28 protein-coding genes are annotated in these 24,062 nt (G+C 49.6%); 1 reads left to right on the plus strand and 27 read right to left on the minus strand.

Features of this window, described 5'->3' with window-relative positions; genetic code table 11:
• Positions 1 to 12: 12 nt before the first annotated feature.
• The 27 genes from LAJLEIBI_RS09820 to LAJLEIBI_RS09945 all read right to left on the minus strand — a co-directional run bounded on the left by LAJLEIBI_RS09820 (position 13) and on the right by LAJLEIBI_RS09945 (position 23,092).
• Positions 13 to 483 (minus strand): flavodoxin, encoded by a 471-nt coding sequence (locus tag LAJLEIBI_RS09820; RefSeq protein WP_006441670.1) that lies wholly within the window; start codon positions 481 to 483, stop codon positions 13 to 15.
• A 1-nt stretch (position 484) separates the two neighbouring features.
• Complete coding sequence (locus LAJLEIBI_RS09825) at positions 485 to 928, minus strand: cupin domain-containing protein (protein WP_006441671.1); 444 nt, start codon at positions 926 to 928, stop codon at positions 485 to 487.
• Positions 929 to 945: 17 nt separating this feature from the next.
• A complete protein-coding gene (locus LAJLEIBI_RS09830; protein ID WP_006441672.1) occupies positions 946 to 2,391 on the minus strand; it encodes a flavodoxin in 1,446 nt (481 codons plus the stop codon).
• Positions 2,392 to 2,402: 11 nt separating this feature from the next.
• Complete coding sequence (locus LAJLEIBI_RS09835) at positions 2,403 to 3,101, minus strand: flavodoxin (RefSeq protein WP_006441673.1); 699 nt, start codon at positions 3,099 to 3,101, stop codon at positions 2,403 to 2,405.
• Between the two features lie 21 nt (positions 3,102 to 3,122).
• Positions 3,123 to 3,476, minus strand: coding sequence for a helix-turn-helix domain-containing protein (locus tag LAJLEIBI_RS09840; RefSeq protein WP_006441674.1), 354 nt, complete (start codon positions 3,474 to 3,476; stop codon positions 3,123 to 3,125).
• Between the two features lie 92 nt (positions 3,477 to 3,568).
• Entirely contained in the window at positions 3,569 to 4,459 is an 891-nt protein-coding gene (locus LAJLEIBI_RS09845; RefSeq protein WP_006441675.1) for a LysR family transcriptional regulator, read from the minus strand.
• Positions 4,460 to 4,568: 109 nt separating this feature from the next.
• A complete protein-coding gene (locus LAJLEIBI_RS09850) occupies positions 4,569 to 4,838 on the minus strand; it encodes a TnpV protein (RefSeq protein WP_330362739.1) in 270 nt (89 codons plus the stop codon).
• A 413-nt stretch (positions 4,839 to 5,251) separates the two neighbouring features.
• The gene (locus LAJLEIBI_RS19770; protein ID WP_006441678.1) at positions 5,252 to 5,452 is read right to left on the minus strand and encodes a PF20097 family protein; all 201 of its coding nucleotides are present in this window, start codon (positions 5,450 to 5,452) and stop codon (positions 5,252 to 5,254) included.
• 80 nt (positions 5,453 to 5,532) lie between these two features.
• Positions 5,533 to 6,453: a homoserine O-acetyltransferase MetA gene (metA, locus tag LAJLEIBI_RS09855; protein WP_006441679.1), complete on the minus strand. Its 921-nt coding sequence runs from the start codon at positions 6,451 to 6,453 to the stop codon at positions 5,533 to 5,535.
• Positions 6,454 to 6,455: 2 nt separating this feature from the next.
• On the minus strand, positions 6,456 to 7,829 hold the full coding sequence (locus LAJLEIBI_RS09860) for an AI-2E family transporter (protein WP_006441680.1): 1,374 nt from the start codon (positions 7,827 to 7,829) through the stop codon (positions 6,456 to 6,458).
• Positions 7,830 to 7,932: 103 nt separating this feature from the next.
• Complete coding sequence (locus LAJLEIBI_RS09865; protein ID WP_006441681.1) at positions 7,933 to 9,387, minus strand: Na+/H+ antiporter NhaC family protein; 1,455 nt, start codon at positions 9,385 to 9,387, stop codon at positions 7,933 to 7,935.
• A gap of 3 nt (positions 9,388 to 9,390) precedes the next feature.
• On the minus strand, positions 9,391 to 10,326 hold the full coding sequence (locus tag LAJLEIBI_RS09870) for a DMT family transporter (RefSeq protein WP_006441682.1): 936 nt from the start codon (positions 10,324 to 10,326) through the stop codon (positions 9,391 to 9,393).
• Positions 10,327 to 10,352: 26 nt separating this feature from the next.
• Entirely contained in the window at positions 10,353 to 11,600 is a 1,248-nt protein-coding gene (locus LAJLEIBI_RS09875; protein ID WP_006441683.1) for a metal-dependent hydrolase family protein, read from the minus strand.
• A gap of 17 nt (positions 11,601 to 11,617) precedes the next feature.
• Positions 11,618 to 13,030, minus strand: a complete 1,413-nt coding sequence (locus LAJLEIBI_RS09880) for a YfcC family protein (protein WP_006441684.1) — start codon at positions 13,028 to 13,030, stop codon at positions 11,618 to 11,620.
• A gap of 4 nt (positions 13,031 to 13,034) precedes the next feature.
• On the minus strand, positions 13,035 to 13,697 hold the full coding sequence (locus LAJLEIBI_RS09885; RefSeq protein WP_006441685.1) for an acetate--CoA ligase family protein: 663 nt from the start codon (positions 13,695 to 13,697) through the stop codon (positions 13,035 to 13,037).
• Positions 13,690 to 15,144 (minus strand): acetate--CoA ligase family protein, encoded by a 1,455-nt coding sequence (locus LAJLEIBI_RS09890; protein ID WP_006441686.1) that lies wholly within the window; start codon positions 15,142 to 15,144, stop codon positions 13,690 to 13,692. The genes LAJLEIBI_RS09885 and LAJLEIBI_RS09890 overlap by 8 nt, the downstream gene beginning before the upstream one ends.
• Positions 15,145 to 15,162: 18 nt before the next feature.
• A complete protein-coding gene (locus LAJLEIBI_RS09895) occupies positions 15,163 to 16,104 on the minus strand; it encodes a thiamine pyrophosphate-dependent enzyme (protein WP_243132944.1) in 942 nt (313 codons plus the stop codon).
• Positions 16,074 to 17,261, minus strand: coding sequence for a transketolase C-terminal domain-containing protein (locus tag LAJLEIBI_RS09900; protein WP_006441688.1), 1,188 nt, complete (start codon positions 17,259 to 17,261; stop codon positions 16,074 to 16,076). The genes LAJLEIBI_RS09895 and LAJLEIBI_RS09900 overlap by 31 nt, the downstream gene beginning before the upstream one ends.
• Positions 17,262 to 17,528, minus strand: a complete 267-nt coding sequence (locus LAJLEIBI_RS09905; protein WP_006441689.1) for a 4Fe-4S binding protein — start codon at positions 17,526 to 17,528, stop codon at positions 17,262 to 17,264. It abuts the gene before it with no gap.
• Positions 17,529 to 17,545: 17 nt separating this feature from the next.
• Positions 17,546 to 18,088, minus strand: a complete 543-nt coding sequence (locus LAJLEIBI_RS09910; RefSeq protein WP_040434619.1) for a 2-oxoacid:acceptor oxidoreductase family protein — start codon at positions 18,086 to 18,088, stop codon at positions 17,546 to 17,548.
• A gap of 13 nt (positions 18,089 to 18,101) precedes the next feature.
• Positions 18,102 to 19,646: a dihydroorotase gene (locus LAJLEIBI_RS09915; RefSeq protein WP_006441691.1), complete on the minus strand. Its 1,545-nt coding sequence runs from the start codon at positions 19,644 to 19,646 to the stop codon at positions 18,102 to 18,104.
• Positions 19,647 to 19,649: 3 nt separating this feature from the next.
• Complete coding sequence (locus LAJLEIBI_RS09920) at positions 19,650 to 20,288, minus strand: BMC domain-containing protein (protein WP_006441692.1); 639 nt, start codon at positions 20,286 to 20,288, stop codon at positions 19,650 to 19,652.
• Positions 20,289 to 20,300: 12 nt separating this feature from the next.
• Positions 20,301 to 20,564: a BMC domain-containing protein gene (locus tag LAJLEIBI_RS09925; protein WP_006441693.1), complete on the minus strand. Its 264-nt coding sequence runs from the start codon at positions 20,562 to 20,564 to the stop codon at positions 20,301 to 20,303.
• Positions 20,565 to 20,584: 20 nt separating this feature from the next.
• Complete coding sequence (locus LAJLEIBI_RS09930; RefSeq protein ID WP_006441694.1) at positions 20,585 to 20,848, minus strand: EutN/CcmL family microcompartment protein; 264 nt, start codon at positions 20,846 to 20,848, stop codon at positions 20,585 to 20,587.
• A 9-nt stretch (positions 20,849 to 20,857) separates the two neighbouring features.
• Entirely contained in the window at positions 20,858 to 22,309 is a 1,452-nt protein-coding gene (locus LAJLEIBI_RS09935) for an aminotransferase class V-fold PLP-dependent enzyme (protein ID WP_006441695.1), read from the minus strand.
• Positions 22,310 to 22,349: 40 nt separating this feature from the next.
• Positions 22,350 to 22,628 carry a BMC domain-containing protein gene (locus tag LAJLEIBI_RS09940; RefSeq protein WP_006441696.1) on the minus strand — a complete coding sequence of 93 codons (279 nt, stop codon included), beginning with the start codon at positions 22,626 to 22,628 and terminating at the stop codon, positions 22,350 to 22,352.
• Between the two features lie 2 nt (positions 22,629 to 22,630).
• Positions 22,631 to 23,092 carry a hypothetical protein gene (locus tag LAJLEIBI_RS09945; protein ID WP_006441697.1) on the minus strand — a complete coding sequence of 154 codons (462 nt, stop codon included), beginning with the start codon at positions 23,090 to 23,092 and terminating at the stop codon, positions 22,631 to 22,633.
• Positions 23,093 to 23,294: 202 nt separating this feature from the next.
• Between LAJLEIBI_RS09945 and LAJLEIBI_RS09950 the strand changes: the two genes are divergently transcribed.
• The gene (locus LAJLEIBI_RS09950; RefSeq protein WP_006441698.1) at positions 23,295 to 24,011 is read left to right on the plus strand and encodes a Crp/Fnr family transcriptional regulator; all 717 of its coding nucleotides are present in this window, start codon (positions 23,295 to 23,297) and stop codon (positions 24,009 to 24,011) included.
• The last annotated feature ends 51 nt before the right edge of the window (positions 24,012 to 24,062 follow it).

Consider the following 24,062-nt stretch of genomic DNA (forward strand, 5'->3'; position numbering starts at 1 on the left):
CCGTTCCCTTGCTTAAAGACTATTCACCCAAGTAATAAGTTCCTGATCGGATACCCGGTTCAACATTTTGCCTTTCTCCCAGTTTGCGGTCGGGCAGAGCGATTTCAGCACTTCTACGGTCTTGCCCATTCCGCTGCCGCCGCTGGTTGCAAAGGGAACTATGGTCTTTCCCGAAAAATCATAGCTTTCCACAAAAGTGTTGATAATGGCAGGCGCAACATACCACCAAATCGGGAAACCGATAAACACGGTGTCATAGTCCCCCATATTGGGAAGTCGTTCAGCTATTTGAGGGCGAGATGTTGGGGCGCTCATTTCAACGGAACTGCGGCTCTTTTTGTTTGTCCAATCAAGGTCAGCACGGGTATATGGAACAGCAGGTTTAATTTCAAAGAGGTCGGCACCTTCCGCCTTTGCCAAACGCTCGGCTGCAGTTTTGGTAACACCGCTTGCCGAAAAGTATGTAACTAACTTTTTACTCATTTTATTTGTCCTCCAATTTATTGTATTCTTCATCGTTTACAGGCTCACACCATTCATTTGAGGTGTTCTCGCCCGGCACTTCTACGGCGATATGAGAGAACCAGCTATCTTTTTTCGCTCCGTGCCAATGTTTCACCTCTGCCGGAATGGTAATTACCGTTCCGGCGGTGAGAGAAACAGGCGGTTTATTTTCTTCCTGATACCACCCCTCGCCCGCTGTGCAAATGAGAAGCTGACCGCCACCACTTTTGGCGTGATGAATGTGCCAGTTGTTACGGCAACCCGGTTCAAAGGTTACATTAGCAAGGAAAACGGCTGTTTCCTGCGGATTTGTCAACGGGTTTAAAAAGGATTTGCCTATGAAATATTTTGCAAATGCTTCGTTTGGATTACCCGTTCCGAAAACATTGATTTTTTCAAATTGCTTTTTATCCAAAACTTTCATTGTTCAAAGCACCTCCTTTATTGAATCCCATTGCTGTTCAGCCATTCAGTAACATCACCCGAAAGCTCCGAACCACCCGAATAGTGAATAGAAAGAGCTTCACCCATTGTAGCGTCCGGCGCAAGTTTGGTAATAGCCGTCAAGCTTTGTCCGAAGCGACCGCCGCCGTGAGAGCAGAACGGAAGTATCGTTTTACCCGAAAAATCGTATTCTTCAAGAAAAGAAGCAATCGGCATAGGAATTGAAGCCCACCAGTTGGGATAACCGATCATAACGGTATCGTATTCGTCCATATTATCTATATGGCTTGTAAGCTCCGGGCGGGCTTGTGCGTTCTGATCTCGCTGTGCTTCGTCCAAAACGGTGTTATAATCACTCGAATATGGATTTACCAATGTGATTTCAAACAAGTCTGCGCCCGTCTGATGCTTGATTTCTTCGGCAACGCCCTTTGTATTTCCGCCCCAAGAGAAATATGCAATCAAAATTTTACCGTCGCCGTTTCCTCCTGTGATTTGTGAACCTATGCCGGATACGCTACCTGTCCCGGGCGTAGCATTTCGCACTAAACGAATCCCAAGATTAAAACTACCCTTGTTCTGTTCCAGCGTGGCACGGTAGGCAGAACGCATATTTTTTGCAAAGTCATTCCAACCGCCGCCACGATAAACCCGCAGAGTGCCGGAAACGGGGCCTGCGGGGTCGGTTTGTTCTTCAACTCCATATTCGCCGTAATAATCCCATACCCATTCGCTTACATTGCCGTGCATATTGTAAAGCCCGTAAGGATTTTCGGGAAAACTGTCTATCGGGACGGTGGTTTCTCTGTACTCACCGGGTTTTACTTCCAAATTACCTTGTGAAAAATAGTTATCCTCTATTTCATAAGGGTAATGGCTGTAATAGTTTGCGTCCTCGGCACTCGGAGAGTTTTCCATATAAAACGGTGTCGTCGTCCCGGCTCGGCAGGCATATTCCCATTCCGCTTCGGTGGGTAGGCGGTAGCCGTTTGCACTTCTGTCCCAAGAAACATTCTGTCCGTCAATTGTATAAACCGGGGTTAAGCCGTCCTTTTCGCTTCGGGCGTTGCAGTAAGCTACTGCGTCGAGCCAAGAGATATTTTCGAGCGGCAGATCATCTCCTTTGAAATTGCTGGGATTATTGCCTGTGATTTCTTCATATTCCTTTTGCGTCAGTTCGTATTTGCTCATATAGAAATCGCTGACTGTAACCAAGTGCTGTGTTTCATCAGCACTACGCCACGCTTCGGAATCGGGGCTGCCCATTTGGAATGAACCGCCTTTAATTAAAACAAAGTTTTCGGGAACCTGCATATCTGTTACCTCCAAAGAATTGCTTTCAGGCGGCTGTTCTGAACCTGTGTCAGAATCTTCCGACTGACTGCAAGCCGCCAGAGAGAAAATGAGGGAAAGCGATAAAAGCAGAGATACAAATTTTTTCATAAAATGCCCTCCTATTTCGCAAGTCCTATATTATTTAACCACTCGCTGACTGCATTATCGGGATTTGACGATGAACCGCTGCCGATATGAAATCCCTCCGTTACGGTAGCGTTAGGCTCAAGGGATTTTACCTCATTTACTGTTCCAGAAAGCCCGCTGCCTCCGCTGGTGCAGAATAGGGCAACCGTCTTGCCGGACAGATCATAAGTATCAAAAAATGTGTAGAGAATCATCGGCATATCGCCCCACCAGTTCGGAAAGCCTACATAGACTACATCGTACTGCTCAAAGTTTTCGATGTTGCCGGAAATTGCAGGGCGGGCATCGTTTCTCTGTTCCTCCTGTGCCAAATCCACAACAGCATCATAATCGTCGCTGTACGGTGTGGCGGGTACAATTTCAAAAATGTCGGAATCCGTTTGGCTCTGAATAGACTTTGCGACATTTTCGGTATTGCCCGACCAAGAGAAATAAACGACTAATGATTTAGAACCTGTTTCGGTAGGTGCGGAAGAATTACTTGGATTATTCGATTCTTCGACAGGCTGGGAAGAATCGTTTTGACTATTTGATTCTTCCGCAGGCGTAGAACTTTGGTCGCTTGATTGCTGTGTGGGAGAGGACGATCCCTCATTCGTTGTGCTGTTGCTGCAAGCTGCAAGAGAGAACAGCAGGGTAAGAACCACAAGAATTGAAAATACTTTTTTCATTGTGAAAACTCCTTTCAAGTTTTATTTTTGATTGCTTTTTTGTATTTCAAACCGAAGATAATCCAAGCGGTCTAATTGCTTTTCCTTAAAGTGAATTTCATCGAGTGTTCCGTTTCTTTTTTCACCGAGCATTTTAAGCCGTTCTTTTTCGGTAGATTTTCCTTTTAACAGTAAACGCATATATTTTTTCACCTCATCGTTGGTGAATCCGATGTCGTGAAGCGTCATAATGGTACTTAATCGTTCAATATCGCTTTCATCATAATGCCACGAACCCATAACTTTTTTGACTTCTCCGCACAATCCCCAGCTTTCATATTCCTGCAAGATTTTAAGGGGGATTTTATATCGTTCACTTGCTTCATTGATTGTCATATCAAACTCCCTTTCTTATAAGGATAAAAAATAAAGGTGCTCCGTCTTGGAACACCTTTATTATAAATCTGGCTATTTGAAATGTCTAACGCTTATATTCTATCGTCAGAAATGCTTTTCAGGTATTGAGTTGCAAAATCTATAAACGCAGAAGTTGTGGCAGAAAACATTTGCTCTTTTTTCCACGCCAATGCAGTATCAATTTTGAGAGCAGGTTTAAGAGGTATAAATCGCAATCCGTCGTAGTTACAATTCAATTTGATCCCGATTACTGCACCGATATTGCTTTGAGCCATCATTGCCTCATTATATAATAAGTTTCCTTTTGCAATAATATCGATCTGTGTAGCATATTCACCAAACCACTTGCCGATATTACTCTGTGCAAAATCTCCCAAGGGCAGGATTAGCGGAATTCCAACCAAATCCTGCGGTACAATGAACTCTTTCCCTATAAGCGAGGAATCCTCTCGTACCAAAGCTCCCCATTCTTCTTGAATGGGCATACTGATAAACTCATATTTCCGTATGTCAATCGGTTCAGACATCAAGCCTATATCCAAAAGACCTCTTCCTATGCGATCGCGAATGTTTTCGGCATTTCCGCTGTAAAATTCATAGCGTACAAGGGGGTACTTTTGACGAAACTGGGCAATGCAATCTGTCAAACAGCGAGTAGATAAAAATTCACCGCTACCAATTGATATAATGCCTTCCAGATTTTCATCCTTTTGCAGAAAATCCCGTTTCGTTTTGTCTGCCAAAGATAAAATCTCCTGTGCTCGGCGTTTTAATATCATTCCGTCCTCGGTTAAAATAATATTGTGATTGCTACGGACAAATAGCTTAACTCCAAGCTCCTGTTCCAAATCGGCAATTTGGCGTGATAGTGTCGGCTGTGTCAAGTGAAGCTGTTGTGCTGCTTTTGTAAAATTTTCTTCTCTTGCAACTGCCAAAAAATAATTTAATACACGAAGTTCCATACAAGCACCTCCGTAGACAGTATATCATGGGAATGGTGCAAAAACAATATAGCTATAAATTAGAAATGCCTAATTAGCATATCAAATGTTTTCAGTCTCTGATTTCCGATTAGATGTAAATCAAATTGCCATTTACAATCTCTATCGTTCGATTATGGATATTGTTCATCTTCTGTACCCACAGCATTTGATGTTCAGTTTTTAGTTTTTCTGTCACGCCCTCTTGCTCGGCAAGTTGATCTACCAGCCGAAAAAACATATTCTCCGCTTGCTCCTCAACATCAGCAAGATAGCTATTCAACTTGCCTCTTGTCAGCAAATTCATATACAAAACCTTATAGTTTTGCTTTAAGTATCTTGCCTGCTGTTGTCCCCATATTCATATGAACCTTATTCCATTTTCAGGCAACTGTAAATTAGGGATAAAATAATCTGTAACTTGTGTGTATGTACCGACCATTTCTTCAAAGATTGATTTTGCCATTGCGTTGTCCTCCTTATATGACTTTGAATTTCTTTTTCTTGGCATTTGTATATTTTATGAGCAATTCATCTACTGCGTCTGTATTTTGTTCTCGCATAGTTTTGACCTCCTTGAGCATATTGTAAACAATTAGGAGAAGAATTACGAATGTGCGATTTGATTTCTTTTGCATAAGAAAAAGACACCGAGAAAAGTATCTCTACCTTTCTCGGTGTCTTTCGCCTTTGCAACACCCGTAATGGTTAGTATTCTGATGTGTTTTCAAATTACTTCCTTATCGGGCGTTAGCAAATCTAACAGCTCCTTTTTTATTCTTTTAACTTAGATATTAATATCTTACAGTTATCACAATAATATGCCTCGATAAACGGGCGGTCCTCTATAATTGATGTCAGCCTGATGCCTCCTCCAAACGGAAATCTCCGCTCTGACGGAACCCATTTAAGGGCGTACCGGTCTTGCCATATTTTACCTGGCTTCATGTTTTTATTACAATAAGGACATTTCATATTATTAATAGTTTTCTTCCTAATTTTGCTGGTTTCCAGTTACATTTTGTAACGTGTCGGCCGCAGGCTTTATCAAAGATTTAAAACGGTGTCCCGTCCAGATCGTAAGGGGTCACCTGATACACGTAATAATTGAGCCAGTTCGTATAAAGATTGTTGGCATGCGCTCTCCACGTGAGCAGCGGCCTGTTCTCCGGATCGTCGTCCGGATAATAGTTTACAGGACATTCTATCTCCAGCCCTTTTCCGACGTCCCGCTTATATTCTCCGTCCAGCGTGATCCTGTCATATTCCGGATGTCCCATCACAAAGATCTGGCGGCCGGCCTGCGCCATCACCAGAAACGCCCCGGCTTCCTCAGATTCCGCGAGCATTGTCAGCCTCTCATCCGCGTGTATCTTCTCCGCCGGTACGTCCGTATGCCTGGAATGAGGCGCATAAAATACATCATCAAACCCCCGCACGAGCGGTATCTTCCGGTTCATCACTCTGTGGCGGAACACGCCGAAGCGCTTGTGCTCAAGAGGCACCTTGTCGATGCCGTAATGATGGTACAGCCCCGCCTGGGCTCCCCAGCACAGATGAAGCGTGGAAGTGACATGTGTTGTCGTCCAGTCCATGATCTCCTTTAATTCCTCCCAATAGTCCACTTCTTCAAACGGCATCTGTTCCACCGGCGCCCCGGTGATGATAAAACCGTCGAACTTCTGCTCTTTTATCTCCCCGAAAGTCTGGTAAAACTTGTTCAGATGGCTTGTCGGCGTATTCTTCGACTCATGGCTCGAGACATTGACAAATATCACGTCAACCTGCAGCGGTGTGTTGGACAGCGACCGGAGTATCTGAAGTTCCGTCTCCTCCTTAAGCGGCATCAGATTCAGCAGTCCGATCCTGATGGGGCGGATATCCTGATGTGTCGCCCGGAACTCATCCATCACAAATATATTCTCGCGCTCTAATATCTCTTTGACCGGAAGATCATTCTGTACTCTGATAGGCATCTTTATTTTCCCTCACTTTCCTTTTTCTCTGTCTTGTACTCTTCGGAATGGATATATTTTCCCTGATTGTCCACATAGCTCAGCATGTCATAGTATTTTGAGTCCGCCGGCAGCTTTTTCCGCTCAAGCTTGTTGTTCAATATCATCTGTACGATGTAGTAGATAACCGCAAATGTAGGGACTCCCATGATCATACCGACAAATCCGAACAGGCCTCCTCCGAGAAGGATCGCCACGATCACCCAGAAAGCCGACAGACCTGTGGAATCACCCAGAATCTTCGGACCGAGTATATTTCCGTCAAACTGCTGCAGCAGCAGTACAAAGAGAATAAAGTATATCCCTTTTACCGGGTCTGACAGCAATATGAGCACAGCGCTCGGTATCGCGCCGATATAAGGGCCAAAAAACGGGATCACGTTCGTGACGCCGATGATCACGCTGACAAGCACCGTGTAAGGCATGTTGAGAATGGAAAGGCCCATAAAACACAACACTCCGATGATCAGTGAATCAATGATCTTTCCTATAATAAAGCCGCCGAATATCTCATTGCTCTTTGTCGCCAGGTGCAGCAGCATATTGCCGTGTTCCGGTTTCATGAGCGCATAGACGGTTTTCTTGCTCTGCCGGGAGAAGGTCTCCTTGCTGAACAGTATATAGATAGATATGATAATACCGATGAGCGCATTGATGATCTCACTGATGATACTGATGACCCCTACCGTCAGATTGGACATGATGTCATTCGCCCTCGTCAGAAGGTCCGTTCTCAGCCATGTCTGCAGCATGTCTGTCCCTTCCTCCACTGCGGTCTTGATGAGCGCCCCTGTCGTAGAGTCCTCAAGCTTTACATTGTTAAGCTTGTCAACGAGCTCATTGAGCTGGCCCGGCAGTGTGAATACAAGATTACGTATACTGGAATATAATTCCGGTATGAGCAGATTGCACAGCGTAATGATCAATACAAAGAGAATAATGATGGACAGAAATATCCCGCATGCTCTCGAAAGCTTTCGCGCGCCGTCGTGTTTTTTTATCTTCTTTTCAAGGACCGGTCTAAGGTAGTTGTCTACCTGCTTCACAATGGGATTCATCAGATACGCAAACACACAGCCGTAAATGACAGGCTTTAGCACATCAAAAATCTTCGTAAATCCTTCCGACAGATTCGTCAGCCGCAGCAGCGCAAAGTAAAACAAAATACTTGCCGCCACTACAAGAAAAGCCGTCATTCCCCTGTTGAACTGCTGGCGGATCTTCGACGGACCCTTGCCCCCGAACCGGGGCTGTTTTGCATAATAGTCAGAACGCTTCCCTTTTTCCTGACTTTTTTCCTGACCGTCTTCCTGGTTGTTTTTATTTTCATTATCCATTTAAATGAGCACCTCTCTACGCAATTAAAATTATTATACCCTCTGTACAAAACCGCGTCAACCAAAAAGGGAAGCTTAATGCTTCCCTTTTTATCGTACGATACTATGCTTTTTTGGCTTTGATCCGTTCTCCGTCCGGGCCTTCGTATTCCCTTCCCCATCCGGTCAGCACGGAGAATACAAACACTCCGAACAGCGCGATACAGTGGAAGGTAGCGCCCGCCAGGGCGATCGGATTTATGGCCTGTATAAAAGAATATTCCTCCATCAGTCCGGTGATACAGCTGATCACAATAAAGATAAACGAACTGGTGAACGGGATGATGACCGACAGCGTGCTGGCAAATCCGTCCAGCAGGTTGGACCGCCGGTATGGGTGAAGCCCGCTCTCCTGCCCTATCTTGTCAGCGATCGGACCATACATGATGATGGCCGGTCCATTGGCAGAACCAAGGCAGATAGAAGTAAGGATGATACCGAAGCCGATGATGAATTCAGAACCGATGATCGACTTGTTCAGCTTGCTCTTTAGCAGCGCATCTATCATCTTCTGCATCATTCCGCTCTCATTGAGCACCCCGATAATACCCGCCACTGCATACAGATAGCCCACCGTTCCGAGCATGTTCTTGATACCGTCTATGGCAAACCCGGCGAGCGCTCCGTCTTCCACAGAGACGATATCAGCCGGCGTAAGGATCCCCGCCACAAGTCCGATGACCGTACCGGATATGATCCCCCATGTGACTGCGATAAAGATATCCCGCTTAATGATAGCTACCGTGAGGAGTACCGCAACCGGAATGAGCATGATAAGCCCCTTCGGGTCTTTGTAGGCTTCCAGTATCTCTTTGCCGGCCGGGTCGCCCGCGCCCGCGTTGCCGAGCACGAGGAAGAGGCCGCATGCGATCACCATGGCAATAAGAGCATACTTCATACGTGTAGCTACAACACCTCCGATATCCGCAGTACCTTTTTTGTTCTTATAACTCTGTGACGCGGCGGATGCGATCGTTGTGTCAGATATAGGCGCAACATTGTCGCCGAATATGGCTCCGGACAGGATTGCGCCTGCCAGATACAGCGGATGTGCTCCGAGCAGGATTCCTGACGGGTAGAGGATCGGAAATCCTGAGAACAGTGTACCGATGGATGTTCCGGTCGACATGGATATGATACTTGTGGCGATAAACGCGAATACGACGAACATGCCGCCGTGCAGTCCCATGGAATCTCCGAGCCATACAAACCCCTGGGCAACGCCGCCCCTTGACATCATTTTGGCGAAGATTCCTACCACGAGCAGAATCAGGGCAAGTGTGTTCATCATCTCAGATGTCATTCCCTTGACAACAGCGCGCCAGTAACGGCTCCAGTCCTTTGAGAACAGACTTCCGACGATCAGCACGAGTATACCGCCCATACAGAGGCCTTCCATCTCAAACACCTTAAAGACCACAAAGAGCATGATACAGACAACTACGAACAATATGAGCGGAAGTACGGCAAAAAAGCTACCTCCTCTGAATTCCAAACGTTTTTCTTTATTTTCTTCCATAAATTATGCACCCTCCTTTTCCTTTAAATTTTTCACACGGTTTTCAAAATAATTAGTCCCCCACACGCTCAGTATTATCAAACATCCCCCCACGATCTGGTACCAGTATAAATGTTCTTTCACAATGAGTACGCCGGCCGCAATGGATATGACGGTGGCAAGATTGATAAATACTGCCGCATTGACCGCTTTCAGCTTTGAAAGCATATAGTTCATACAGAAAAATGCCACGGCCGATGTACCGATACTGAGCTCCACAACCACAAACATCATTTTTGCAGAGCCAAACGGAATGAGATATGCCCTCCAGACATCCCGCTCGAAGATACCCTGGATGAATGAGATACAGGTAAATATAACAGCCCCCAGGCATATCATCGTGTACGTTATCTCAACGGATGAAAAATATTTGGAATATTTCCGCGAGAGTACGTTGTTGACAGAACCTCCGAGCACCGACACGAGCATCAGCAGTATTCCGAAAAACGTACCCTCGTTCCCGCTGCTCCTGGCAAATACGACCGTGACCAGCACCCCCGTCACTGACAGGATGATAAAAAACACCTGTATCCGCATCGGCTTTTCTTTCAGTATCACAATGCCGAACAATGTCACGAATATCGGCATGATCGATACAAGGATCCCTGCCTGGGAAGACGAGACATACTGCAGGCTGATCGTCTCAAAGAAAAACGAGATCCCGGGATAAAACACCGACAGGGCGATCACACCCATCACCGGCTTATTTTTATAACTGATATGTATGACGCCGAATGCCCTCAGAATTGTCATAAAAACCGCTGCCAGCGCAAACCTGAAGCTCATCAGGACCATAGGGGGTATCTCCGCCAGCCCCTGCTGTGTCACCAGAAAGGACAGCCCGAAGAATACTGCCATCACAACACCTGCCGCATACGGCAGAATACCTGTTTTTTTCATATTGCCCCTTTTCCTGCCCCCTCATCTTAAAATGCAGGCATTATTCCTTTATCCCTGTCCACTACGGCCGAACCGTCCCTGTATACCTTCCGTATGCGTTCCTTGTCCTGGAGGATCGTGATATCCAGGAGAGGGTTTCCGTCGACAAGGAGCATATCTGCGGTCTTTCCCGGCTCCAGGCTGCCGATATCCTCCTGAAGCAGCGCTTCTGCATTTACAGATGTGGCGGCTTTGATGGCTTCCATCGGTGTCATCCCGTTGTCTGTCAGACATTCCAGTTCATAGGCATTCTCCCCGTGATAATTGAACGGAGTGCCCGTATCCGTGCCGACTCCGACTTTTACCCCCGCCTCCAACGCCTTATGCAGGTTCACGTAGTGATGCTGCGCGAACATTTCCACCTTTTTAAGATGTTCTTCCGGCACGCCGGCTGTCGCTCCGTATTTGATCGTTCTGAAAGCGCACAGCGTACTCATGAGAAATGTCCCTTTTTCACTCATCCTGCGGATCGTCTCTTCGTTTAGAAATGTTCCGTGTTCGATCGTGCGGACACCGGCTTCCACGGCATTAAAGCAGCCCTCCTCGCCGATACAGTGCGCGGCTGTACAGATCCCGTTCTTAACGGCTTCCTGTACTGCCGCCGCCATCTCAGCGATATTCAGCTGGGCGACTGTAGCCGGCCCCGGAGACATCCCCCCTCCGGTGGCCATCAGCTTGATGTTGTCCGCCCTGCGCTTGATCCGCTTTCGCGCGCACTTTCTCACTTCATCCTCTCCGTCACAGACTTCCGCTATCCAGTCCGCTTCCATTGCACTATGTGAGAACATATCCCCGTGTCCTCCGGTGATCGTAAGCGCCTTCCCGCTCGCCAGAATACGGGGGCCTGCGATCGTGCCTTCCTGCACGGCCTGCCGGATATCCATATCGATCTCGCCTTTTTCACCGCAGCAGCGGATCGTCGTAAATCCGGCCTTCAGATCTTCCTGTGCTCTTTTTACACCGTGAATGACGGCAAGCCCCGCATTTTCCATGATCATATTGCGGAAATTGTCCGGTTCTCCGTTCATACAGAGATGTACATGCGCGTCGATCATACCGGGCATCACGGTCCGGCCGCCGGCATCTTCCATCTCCCAGCCGCGGTACATCTCAAGAGCTTCCGCCGTCTCCCTGCCCGCATAGCAGACCCGGCCCTCATCCACCGCCACCATGGCGTGGTCCACGCCTTCGTCTGCCAGACCGTCTATGAGAAAACAATTTCTGATTATATACATTTACACCACCGTCTTTCTTAGAACGGCCCGTAGTCGAGCATCTGGGCTATCACCAGACTGACGCTGCCAAGAACCGTTACTATCAACATGTACTTCCAGATAAATTTCACCCATTTCTGGTATGGGATCTTTGCAAAGGCCAGACATGCCATCAGTACCCCCGACGTCGGAAACAGCAGATTCGTAAAACCATCCCCCATCTGGGATGCCAGTATCATCGTCTGGCTGTTGATGCCGACCAGCGCTCCGAGCGGAGCCAGTATGGGCATAGTGATCAGGAACTGTCCGGAACCTGAGTTGACAAGGAAGTTAAACAACATCTGTATGATAAATATCCCGATCACCGCCAGTGACGGAGGAAGAATTCCAACTGCCTGAGACAGCGCATGGATGATAACATCAATAATGCTTCCCGCGTCCAGAATGACCATGATGCCTCTTGAAAGGCCGCATACGATCGCCGCGGCGATCACGCCCTTGGCGCCGTCTATCATATTCGTACAGACATCTTCAACCTTAAGCCTTCCTATGACCGCTGCAACGATAGCCGCAATGATGAACAGACCGTTGATCTCCTCCATATACCATCCTCTGGAGATGATTCCGTACACCATGACCGCCAGGATGATAACGAGCGCAAGGCCGATCAGCTTATGCCGGCCCGTAGCCTCGGTCTCACCGGTCTGATTCTCGTACCGTTTTGCCAGCGCGGCGCTCTCTTCATATACAAGGCTGCTCTTCGGGTCCTTTCTCACCTTCCTGGAGTAATGCAGGACATACAGGACACCTGCGGCATAGAACACGACCTGAAGAATGATCCGGAACCACGCGCCGGAATACAGCGGAAGTCCTGTGATCTCATCCCCGATGCCGACCGTAAACGGATTCGTCACTGACACGGAAAAAGCGGAGAAGGCGGATACAACCACCATACCGGTCGCCGTCATAGAGTCAAATCCGAGAGCAAGCATAAGCGGCATGACCGCCGGCAGATATACAAGCATCAGCTCAGCGCCCCCGATAATGGCAGCGATAAGCGCAAACACAAACATCAATATCGGAAAGATGAGCATCTCCTTTCCCTTCAGCTTCTTTGCGATGGAGTTGATCCCTACCGCAATCGCTCCTGTCGCATTGATGACCTGCCAGCACGCGCCGATTATCAATATCGTGAAAGCAACGAGCGACGCCCCCGTCAGCCCCTGTGTCACTGCCTTGAGCAGGAAAAACGGATTCAGGTAATCTTTGTCCGTATACTGGAACGAATCCGTCACCACCACCTGCGACGTACCGTCCTCGAGCACAGCCCGCTCATATGTCCCTGACGGTACGATCCACGTAGCGATGAGCGCTATGACCATCATCAGAAACAGGATGGCAAATATATGGGGAAACTTTCTTTCTTTTATCGATTTCACTTTTTCTTTCATAGGCTTATTTCTCCTCGGTAATCTTGATCAGAGCATCTACCCCTTTCGCTCCTTTGCCTTTCTCGTACAAAAACAAAGGATTAATGTCGATCTCCTCGATAGATGGCTGATCTACTGCGAGTTCCGATACCTTCAGGAGACTGTCCACGAGGGCATCCAGGTCATATTCCGTCCTCCTGGCCCCTCTGATTATCTGATACAGCTTTGTCTCCTTTATCATTCTCACTGCTTCTTTTCGGTCCACCGGAAGCAGGCGGAGCGCGATGTCCTGAAATACTTCCACATAGATCCCGCCGCTTCCCGTCATGAGCACTGGCCCGAACTGCGGGTCTTTCTTCATCCCGACGATGACCTCCAGCCCCTGCGCGGCCATCTCCTGTATGAGCACGCCGTCGACCGCCGCATCGGCCTTGTAGGATCTGGCATTCTCCAGGATCTTCTCATATGTTTCTTCTACCTCTTCTTTTTCCACGCCGAGACATACGCAGCCCGCCTCGGTCTTGTGCTGGATATCCGCGGACAGTATCTTCATGACAACGGGAAATTCCAGTTCCTCTGCCGCCCGGACCGCCTCTTCCTTCGTCCCGGCCACCATACTCTTTGCCATAGGCACGCCGTATTCAGAAAGAAGGTTCTTTGCATCCAGTTCATTTAAAAATCTACTCATCCGCCTCTTCCTCCTGACCTTTTAAGAATTGGCCGTAGGCCGTCATATGGCTCATGGCCTTCACGCAGTGGGCCGGGGTGTCAAACGTGTGTATCCCGCCCTGTTCCAGGATCTGCCTGCACTCCCACACATAGTTTCCTGCCATGATACAGATACAGACAGGTTTTTTCTTCCCGTAGCCTTCCTCCACGAGCAGGCGGAGCAAAGCTTCTGCCAGTTCCCGGCGGGGCAGGAATGTAGGTACGACGGTGACGAAGATCACGCTGTCCACCGCATCGTCATCCATGACTGCTCTGAGGCTCTCCACGTGGTGTGATACTGTGGCCGCCGCCGTGATATCCGCATACCCTTCCGGAGAACAGATATTTGCCATCGGCGGCAGAACGTCCGCGAGCCTGCGCTTTGTCTCCTCTGACACGAGTGGAAACTTAAGGATCTTCTCGTCCACAAATGCGTCTGTACAGTAGATGCCAGGGCCGCCGGCCTGCGTAAGCAGAAAACAGTTCCGGCCGGCCGGTATCTTCATGGCGTCAAACGCCTGCAGCGTATCCATCATATCCTCGATCGTGTACACTCTGATGATCCCAAACTGACGGAACGCCGCATCATATACGGAATCTGCTCCCGCGAGTGAACCGGTGTGTGAATTGGCCGCCTCAGCCCCGATACTGCTGCGCCCGACTTTCAGAATAACGACCGGCTTCTTCCGCGCGATCCTCGCCAGTGTGTCGATCAGTTTCCTGCCGTCCGGGTAGCCTTCCAGATACATGCCGATGACCTTTGTGTCCGCATCCTGTTCAAAATACTCCAGCAGGTCGATGCAGTCCACGTCCGCCATATTTCCGATGGAGATAAACTTGTTCATGGAGATCGGCGCCGGACCGGATGCACCCATCATCAGGATGGATGCCGCCATGGCCCCGCTCTGGGAGATAAAGCTGATCCCGCCTTTTTGTCCTCTCATCTCTTTCGGTATGAGTGTCTCCACGAAGGTCGTATCCACGCGGTTGATATTGTCGATGATCCCGATGCAGTTCGGTCCCACCACCCGTATCCCGTACTTCTCTGCTGTCTGAATGAGGCAGTCCTGCCTGCGGATCCCTTCCTCTGTCTTCGTCTCGCCATAATCTGCTGCAATGCACACGATCACCTTGACATCACGTCTCTTTTCCATGCGCACGGCAAGGTCGTCCATAATGTCATATATCATTTTCGCCGGTGTCCCGAGCACGACCAGCTCCACCGTCTCTTCTATCTCCGAGAGCTTCTTGTAACATTTCCGGCCGAGGATCTCATCGGCGGACATCGTAACGGGAAACACCTCTTTTGGATATCCGATCTGATTCAGGTTGTAGATCACCGTATATCCTGCCTTCAAAGGATTATTGCTGGCGCCGACCACCGCGATATTCTCAGGATCGAATAATGCGTCTAAATTATGTACCATGTATTCCTCCTTCTCCCGTTAAAGGCTGGCAAGCTTTGTGAGTCTGTTCCACTTGCGGTCGACCAGTTCCTGGATCTCCGCGGCCTCTTCCTCATTCAGATGTTTGAACTTCTTCATGCGGCTCAGATATTCTTTTACCGGCTTTGGCTCCTTGAATGTCTTATTGATCGTGAACGCTCCGTTCTCCACCTCATAGAGTGGGAAGAAATTGCTTTCCACGGCAAGTCTCGACACTTCGATGCTCGTATCCGGCCTGATCCCCCATCCGGTCAGACACGGATTGTATACGTGGAGATAAGCCAGCCCTGTTTTGGACGCTTCCATCGCCTTCTCCAACTTTCGCACCATATCCGGTATGTACGCCGGGGAACAGGTTGCCATATAAGGGATATCGTGCATGGCCATGACCATGGGGAAGTCTTTCTTGTGCTGCTTCTTGCCGCCTCTTCCTTCCGTGCTCACAGGAGTCGTCGTTGTCCACGAATATTTCGTCGTAGCGCTGCTTCGCTGGTATCCTGTGTTCATATATCCTTCGTTGTCATAACAGATATAGATCAATTTGTCCCCGCGCTCCGCGGCGCCGGACAGACACTGCATTCCGGCATCTGTGGATGCCCCGTCTCCTGCGAAAGCCACCACATTTACCTCTCTGCCCTGCTTTTCATAATGCATCTTGATCCCTGCCAGCATGGATGCCACATTGTCAAGCAGCGGGAAAAAAACCGGTATCTTGGAGCCGGATTCTGTATCCCAGCCCACGACACCCACGCCTCCCATGCATCCCGGCGGAACTGCATAGATCGTGTTCGGGCCGAGCACTTTCATACACGTGCGCAGCGTCAGTTCTACATTACATCCGACGCAGGCTGAAATGCCCGGAGAGACCATATCTTCTTTTGACGCTAATTTATCTACAATATTCATTCTCTTTACACCTGCCCCTCTTCTACCATAAGCCATACTGTCTCACTGTCTTTCTGTTCTTTCGCGGTGCAAACTACCGCATCGATGACGTCTCCCATCATCTGAAGCGAGATATCCTCCCCGCCGAGACCTCCGATCACCGGCACAGACGGTACGGTGTTTCCGCCGTACATGGCAGCTTTTACTTCCTGGTACACGATTCCTGTGTCACAGCCAAAGGACACATTTTTATCTACCACGCCGAAGGCTTTCACGCCTGACAGCGCTTTTCTTATTCTCTCCTTCGGGAACGGGCGGATCATGCGCATACGGATGAGGCCTGCCTTCACTCCTTCTTCCCGCTTTGCATCCACCATATCTTTTGCCGCGCCGGACATGGAACCGGTCGTTATGATGGCATACTCCGCATCTTCCATCCGGTACTCTTCGACTGCGCCTCCGTAGGAGCGGCCAAACAGTTCTCCAAATTCTTTGTCCACCTCGTCGATGACCTCCAAAGCGGCCTGCTGAGCCTTCAAATGTTTGTACCTATATTCCATCAAAAGCGCGCCGTTTGTAAGCGGGTCCACTGCCATAGGGCGCTCCGGATCAAGTATAATGTGTTCCGGACGGTAAGTTCCAAGAAAGGCATCCACCTTCTCCTGCTCAGGTACCATCACCCTCTCTGTCATGTGTGACAGGTAAAATCCGTCATAACAGATATTGATCGGAAGCAGAACCCGCTTATCCTCAGCGATCTTAAATGCCTGCACTACAAGGTCCAGTATCTCCTGGTTGTCTTCCGCATAGATCTGAAGCCATCCTGCGTCTCTGACGCTCATGGAATCCTGCTGCCCGCCCCACACACTCTGGGGCGATATCATCTCACGGTTGACGATGGCCATCACGATCGGCAGCCTGAGCGTCGACGCCCTGAAGTAAGGTTCATACATCAGGGACAGTCCCTGGGATGCCGTCGCCGTAAACGTTCTCGAACCGGCCAGGGAAGCTCCGGTCACCACGCTCATGGCCGACAGTTCAGACTCCACTTCGCTCATGGCCGCGTCGATCTTTCCGTCCGCCGCAAACTGTGTGAGATACTCTACGACCGGCGTCTGCGGTGTGATCGGATAAGCCGCGATGACGTCTGGTTTTGCAAGGGCCGCCCCGACGGCCGCGGCCATATTGCCGTTTAAAACATCTAATCTCTGCATTTATTTTCCCTCCTCCGGTATCATCGTGATCGCATTTTTCGGACACTCATGGGCACATATTCCACATCCCTTACAGTAGTCATAACAGATCGTAAATGTTCCGTCCGTCTTTCTTATAGAATTCACCGGGCAGTACAGAAGGCACGTGCCGCATGCAATACATGTCTCCTGGTCGAGTACCGGGCGCTGTGTCCTCCAGTCCCCTGTATTGAGCACATGGATCCCATCTGCTCCCACAGGCACGATATATTTACTTTTAAACTCCATCTTCTATGGCACCTCCCTTATCGCATATCCGCCGTCACGGCAGACTCATAACCTTTGTACAGAGCTTCTTTATTTTTGGTGCCCCACAGTTCTTCCACTTTTTTCGCCACCTCGTCCACCGACACAAGCCCTGTCGCCTGACAGAACGCGCCGAGCATAACCGTGTTCGTGATCGGCCTGCCGATCATATCAAGGGCGATCTTTGTAGCGTCCACCACGGTGACGGAAGCAATGTTTCCGGGTATATCCATATCTTTTGGGTCATGCGTCGTGTTGAGCACAAGGATACCGCCCTCTTTGACACCTTCAAACACATTGACCGCGTTCATGATCGTAGGGTCCAGCACAATAATGATATCGGGATGGTATACCCTGTTTTTTGGCCGGATGGGTTCTTCGCTGATCCTGACAAAGGCGGTTACCGGCGCTCCCTGGCGTTCAAATCCGAAAAACGGAATCGAATTGCCGTATTTCCCATCCATCACCGCAGCATACACAAGTGCCTCTGCTGCTTTCACCGCACCCATGCCGCCTCTGCCATGTATTCTGATTTCTTTCAAGTCAAGTTACCTCCTATCGCTTCACCATATGTCCTGACGGAGCGTCTGCTACGAGCATTCCGTTTTCCATCACGATACTGCCTCCCTTGACAGTCATCACCGGCCACCCGGTAAGACGCCTGCCCTCAAAGATAGAAAAATCTGAGCGTGAGTGCAGATCCCGTGCATGTACTTCCCTCGTCTCGTTCATATCTATCACCACAAGGTCCGCATCGCTTCCCGGAAGCAATGTCCCTTTCTGCGGATAGACACCGAATGTCTCCGCCGGACGTCTCGTCATATGGGTAATTAATGTTTCAATACTGATTCCTCTGTTGACTGCACCTTCTGTCAGTACCGACGCCAGATGCGTCTCCACTACGGAGTAGCCTGGAACGACGTCCCATATGGAACGGTCCGGCTGTTTTTCCTTCCTGTTCTCGCACACATTATCTGTTCCTATCGTATCGATGACGCCGTCGTCAAGCGCCTCCCATAGCGCGTTTTTGTCTTCCGCATTCCGAAGAGGCGGCTCCATCTTGTAGAGCGGGCCGTCGAACTGTTCACTTGTCACGGACAGATATGGACTCGTTGTTTCGATATGTACGTATTTGTTAAACGGTTTGATCTGGCGCAGTTTTTCAATTCCTTCCCTCGTGCCGATATGCACGAGATACACCGGAACCCTGCTCTTCTCGGCGAGATAAGAGATACGTACCGCCGCCTCCTCCTCTGCCATGGCAGGGTGGCTTTCCATCCAGTCCTTCACATCTGCGGCCTCACCGTATTTTTCTTTCGCGTCACGCAGAGCCCTCGATACGATATGCGTATTTTCCGTATGACAGCAGAGGATACACTGCCTGCCCGTGCGCTTCATCTGCTCCATGACATCGAGGATGAACCCGTCGTCCACGCTCGGGATCATACCCGGTATACCATTCATATATACTTTGAAGGATGTCACCCCGAAGTACCGCGCATAATCCGGGAGTTCCCGCATCTGTTCTTCATTTCCTATGACGAGGTGCGGAATGATATCCGTATAGGAACATCTTCCGGCCTGCTCCTCGATCTCCGGAAAGGTGGAAAAGTGGGAAGCCGCGCCGCCGAAGAATACGCCGGTCGTAGTGATCCCGCCCATAACGGCAGCCTTTGTCTCTGATGCCATATCCGTCTCCATCGGCGCAAACAGGCCGAGATGTACGTGGGGATCGATCAGGCCGGGGCAGACATATTTCCCTGACGCATCCACCGTCTTTGCCGCACGGATGCCCTCTCCCTGGCCCAGGGACAGGATCCGGCCGTCCTTGATAAAGACGTCGGCTTTAAAAATGCCGTTGCCGGGCAGTACCACCATTCCGCCTTTGACCGCAAGGTCCGCGCTGCCGCCCGCCGGCGGCGCCTGAAATGCCTGCATATCGGAAAGCTTCTGGCTGATCTCCCTGAGGACGTGTAACGTCTCGCCGCCCCCGTCTGTTTTTACCGGTTCCCGGTCCACAGCATATGAAAGGGCTGGACTGGCAGATGAATTATTCTGTTTTAAATTCCGGATGTAATCTGCAAATATATCATTTCCCATAAGCTATGTTCTTCCTTCCACACCTGTAATTGCCGCAATCGCAGCATCCCGTGCGCTTCTGACTTCACTTTCCGTCCCGGATATATACATTCTTCCGAACCGTCCGACCGGATCAAAGGTAACGACCTTGATGTCAGCGTTCTTCTCTGCTTCATTGACCGCTATGGATATATAAGCCGCAGGCTCCACTTCCATGATAAAGAGCGTCTCCCCCGGTACGAGGATGGAACCGTGCCGGGAATCCCTGTTGATGAGCTGTGCCTGATAGGCGTCCGTGTTGGAGATGATCTGCTCCGATACGATCTTCGGCTTCATGCGGTCCAGCACCGTGAGACTGCATGCATCCAGCACCGCCTCGCCTGCCTGTTTGACATCCTCGGGGGAATAGGAATGCAGCTCGATCTCCCCGTACTCTCTCTCCACGATCTGGAACGCCGGCTTTGCATTGGAAGACTTGAGCGCAGCGTTCAGCAGGTCGTAGACTCCGCTTCCCGGCGCCAGTTCAATGTACAGCTCGCTCATCCCGGCAAGCGGTATGTCTCCTTTGGACACGGTCCCTGTGACGGCCGCATACTGAGGCTGCATATTGTCAACAATGATAAAGGTTCTGAGATTTAAGTTTTCTTTCTTCACATCTTCCATAAGACACCCGCCTTACTGCAGGAATGAATCGATCTCGGCATCCGGCCTTGCGATAACATGAACGCTCACCAGTTCTCCGACTTTCTGCGCTGCTGCCGCTCCCGCATCCACAGCCGCCTTAACGGCTCCTACGTCGCCCTCGATGATGACGGTCACGAGTCCGCCGCCGATCATCTTCCTGCCGGCCAACGTCACGTTCGCCGCTTTCACCATTGCGTCAGCCGCCTCAATTGCTGCCACGAGACCTCTTGTCTCTATAAATCCTTTTGATTTCATATATTCTTTCCTCCTATTTCTCAATTACAGTCATAAGTGTCTACGATTCCCACAACGACCATATCGGCCGGACTCTCCGCGCCGAGTACGGCACGTGCGCCGGATCCTCTCGTCACAAGCACAGTCTCACCTACGCTGCACCCGATCGTGTCAACGGCCACAAGCATCTCGCCCACCGGACCTTTCGTCTTGTTCAGACGCTGCATCGTGATCAGGCTGCAGCCTTTCAGATGCTCATCTTTGATCGTGGAAACACATTTTCCCTGTACCTTGCAGATGTACATGCGACGCACCTACCTTCCTTCCAGAATGTCCTTGATACAATCCAGAGCGTAGTCTATCTCTTCCGGCTTCGTGTAGAAATGAGGCGCGATCCTTATTACGTCGCCTCTGCCTGAACCGATAACGTTTCTGTCTCTCAACAGTTTTTCCATTGTATGGGAATCTACCTTGTCGCAGCACACAATTGCGGTCGTGCCGCCTTTTTTGCTCACATCAAACGGGCTGATCGTCTTAAGCCCTCTCGCCGCCACGCCGTTCAGCGCATGCGCGCTCAGCATGTCGATCCTGTCCTTGATCTTGGGCACTGTGACCTCGTTGATGATCTCAAGCCCCGCCCTTGCCGCATAAGCGGTCAGTACAGGCGGCGTTCCTGTGTCGAACCGGCTCGTCTTGTTGGCCCAGTCAAGATATCTCGTCTGGAAGAGGAACGGATTCGTCTGGCCGAACCATCCGGTCACGGACGGCTTCAGTTCCTGTATGAGATTCTTATTTACATACATGAACGCCACGCCCGGAATGCCAAACAGATATTTCAGACATCCTGACACGAGAATGTCGATATTCATCTCTTTTACATTCAGCGGCTCTGTCCCGAGGCACTGGTACGCGTCCACGAGTATGAGGGAGCCCTTCCTGTGGGCAATGTCTGCGATCGCTTTTATATCCTGTTTAAATCCGTTCAGGTAATACACCTGGGTTATGGATGTCAGAAGCGTATCCTCGTCTATGTATCTTTCATATTCATTTATATCTATTTCATGATTCTCATTAACAGAGACAAAGTCTACCTTGGCCCCATGTCTCTGGTTGGCGAGCCATATGTAATCCACCGTCGGAAATTCCATATCCGTCACCACTACTTTTTTCCGCCTGCCTGTGTAGTCCAGTGAATTGGCGACAGAGCTTACAAGGTCTGACACGGAAGAAGCAATGGCGATCTCATCCGGCTCGGCGCCTATCAGTTTGGCAAACTCTGCTTTCGCAAGATCGATCTCCTCCATCCAGGAATCCCAGTCCATGCCCACGCTGCCCCAGTTGTCCAGATATCTCTGTATCCCGGCGAGCACCTGCTTTGACTGTGCGCTCTGGGAGCAGTTCCCGAGATGGGCCACTGATCTCAGGATCGGGAAATCTTCCCTCCACCGGTCGATCTCCGCCTCGCTCAACAGCCCCTTATAAGGCAGTGCCTTAACCTGAGGGTAAGAATAGGATGCCGCCGGAGCTGCGGCCGGTGCCGGCTGATATACAGGCGCGGCTGCCGGTGCCGGCGCCGGACGGACGGCCGCCGGCTGCGGGATACCCGCAGGCGCTGCCGCAGCTTCTCCCGCTGCAAAGCGTATCCCCTTTTTTTCGGCCTCCTCCCTCGCAATGGACGTCACCACGTCACCCGGATTGATATATATCACCTGTTCTCCTTTGGAGGCACTAAAATTAACATCTGCTGCTGTATAAAATTTCTTCAATCGTTACAACTCCTTTCCTGCTGCCGTATCATGCGGCTGCCTACGCCTCCTCTTTTTCGAGGAACAGATCGAGCAGGCCTTCGTTCGGCCTTGGAATCACGTGGGCGCTCACAAGCTCCCCGACTCTCTGCGCCGCCTCGGCTCCCGCGTCAACAGCTGCTTTCACCGCTCCTACATCACCTTTGATGGCAATTGTTATGTATCCTCCGCCAATCTCCATCTTTCCGGCCACTTCCACGTTGGCCGCTTTCACCATCGCGTCTGCCGCCTCCACACTGCCAACAAATCCTTTTGTCTCAATAAAACCGTATGAGTTCATACTCAAACCTCCTTATACATTTTTTCGATCGGCCATCCATCGTCCGGAAACAAAATCCGCGTCACCGGATCCATGGGGCTTGTTTCTTTTCTTATCCGGGGGACTACCTGTTCATATCCGTCCCCCCACGCCATTCCATAGCTTAACAAGTCTTTGAACTCTTCAAATTCCCACGCCGGGTTGTATCCCTTTTCTCTCAGCCGCGCATATGCGCTTTGAACTTCCGGGAATTTGTACAGGACCCACCAGTACACTCGTTTATCCTCTGGAATATCCGGATTTTTCTCCAGACAGAAAGATAAGCCCTGTTCTCTCATGATCCGTTCAGCCTCTGCCTCCAAATGTTTCAGATCAGAAGGGGGAAACGGAGGACTGAATGCTATCTTTTTCACCTCCTGGGCTACGCATTCACCGAAAGCCGCGATCATACCGCAGATAAAAGAATGCCGGTCAATCTCTGCCATGTTTTCATCTCCTTTCCTGTTCAATTATCTGTCAATTGTATTAATTGATTCTTATTGACAATTATAGTAATCATGCTATAATTTTTCTGTAAACTATTTTACAAACAGCCGTAATTTTATAATTTATTATTTAACAAACTTTAATCGTCGGAATATTTTATTATTTTTCGACTTTATTACAGTTAAAAGGAGTGTGCTGCTGATGCCCAAAAATAATTCTTCTGATCTGATCGCGCCTTATATGTCCCCGTGGCTGAGTATGGATGATGAAGACTGGGAATCGATCCTTAAGGATTCCACCGTCAAAACTTACGCCCGGGACGCCGTCATTTACCGGCAGGGCGATGAAACTCCCTATGTCTATCTCGTCAAAGAAGGCCGCGTCGTGCTTGACCTGTATGGAATAAACGGCAGGCGGCGCAGCATCTATATCGCCGACAAAGGCACCTGCTTCGGTGAACTTGCCTGTCTCGACCGGCTCGCCAACTACTGCACCGCCACAACATGTACAAAGACAACCTTGTATCTCATCCCCAAAAAACGGTTCATCGAAGAGATATACAAGAACCCGGATTTCAGCATGACGCTGTTAAAGGCGCTCTCGCTGAAGACTCGTCTCATAACAAGTCTATTAGAACAGATGAGTTTTAATGACTCCAGTTACCGTGTCTACCACTCACTCCTGAGCCTTATTCAGCTGTATGGTGTCCAGACAAAGGAAGGTTCCTACAAACTGAACATCAAATTCACCCATCAGGAGATGGCCTACCAGACCGGCCTGTCCCGTGTATCAGTGTCAAACATATTCCTGTCACTTACAAATAAGGGCTTGATAGAAAAAGAAAACGGGTATCTCATTGTCAAAGATATAAAGGCGCTGAAAGAGTACCTCATCAAAGAAGACTGGGAACTGGAATAAACATATTACGATCAAAAGCACAGGACGGCGGAAAACCGCGTATAAGTCTGT

The sequence above is a fragment of the [Clostridium] hylemonae DSM 15053 genome (genome assembly GCF_008281175.1).
Taxonomy (GTDB): domain Bacteria; phylum Bacillota; class Clostridia; order Lachnospirales; family Lachnospiraceae; genus Extibacter; species Extibacter hylemonae.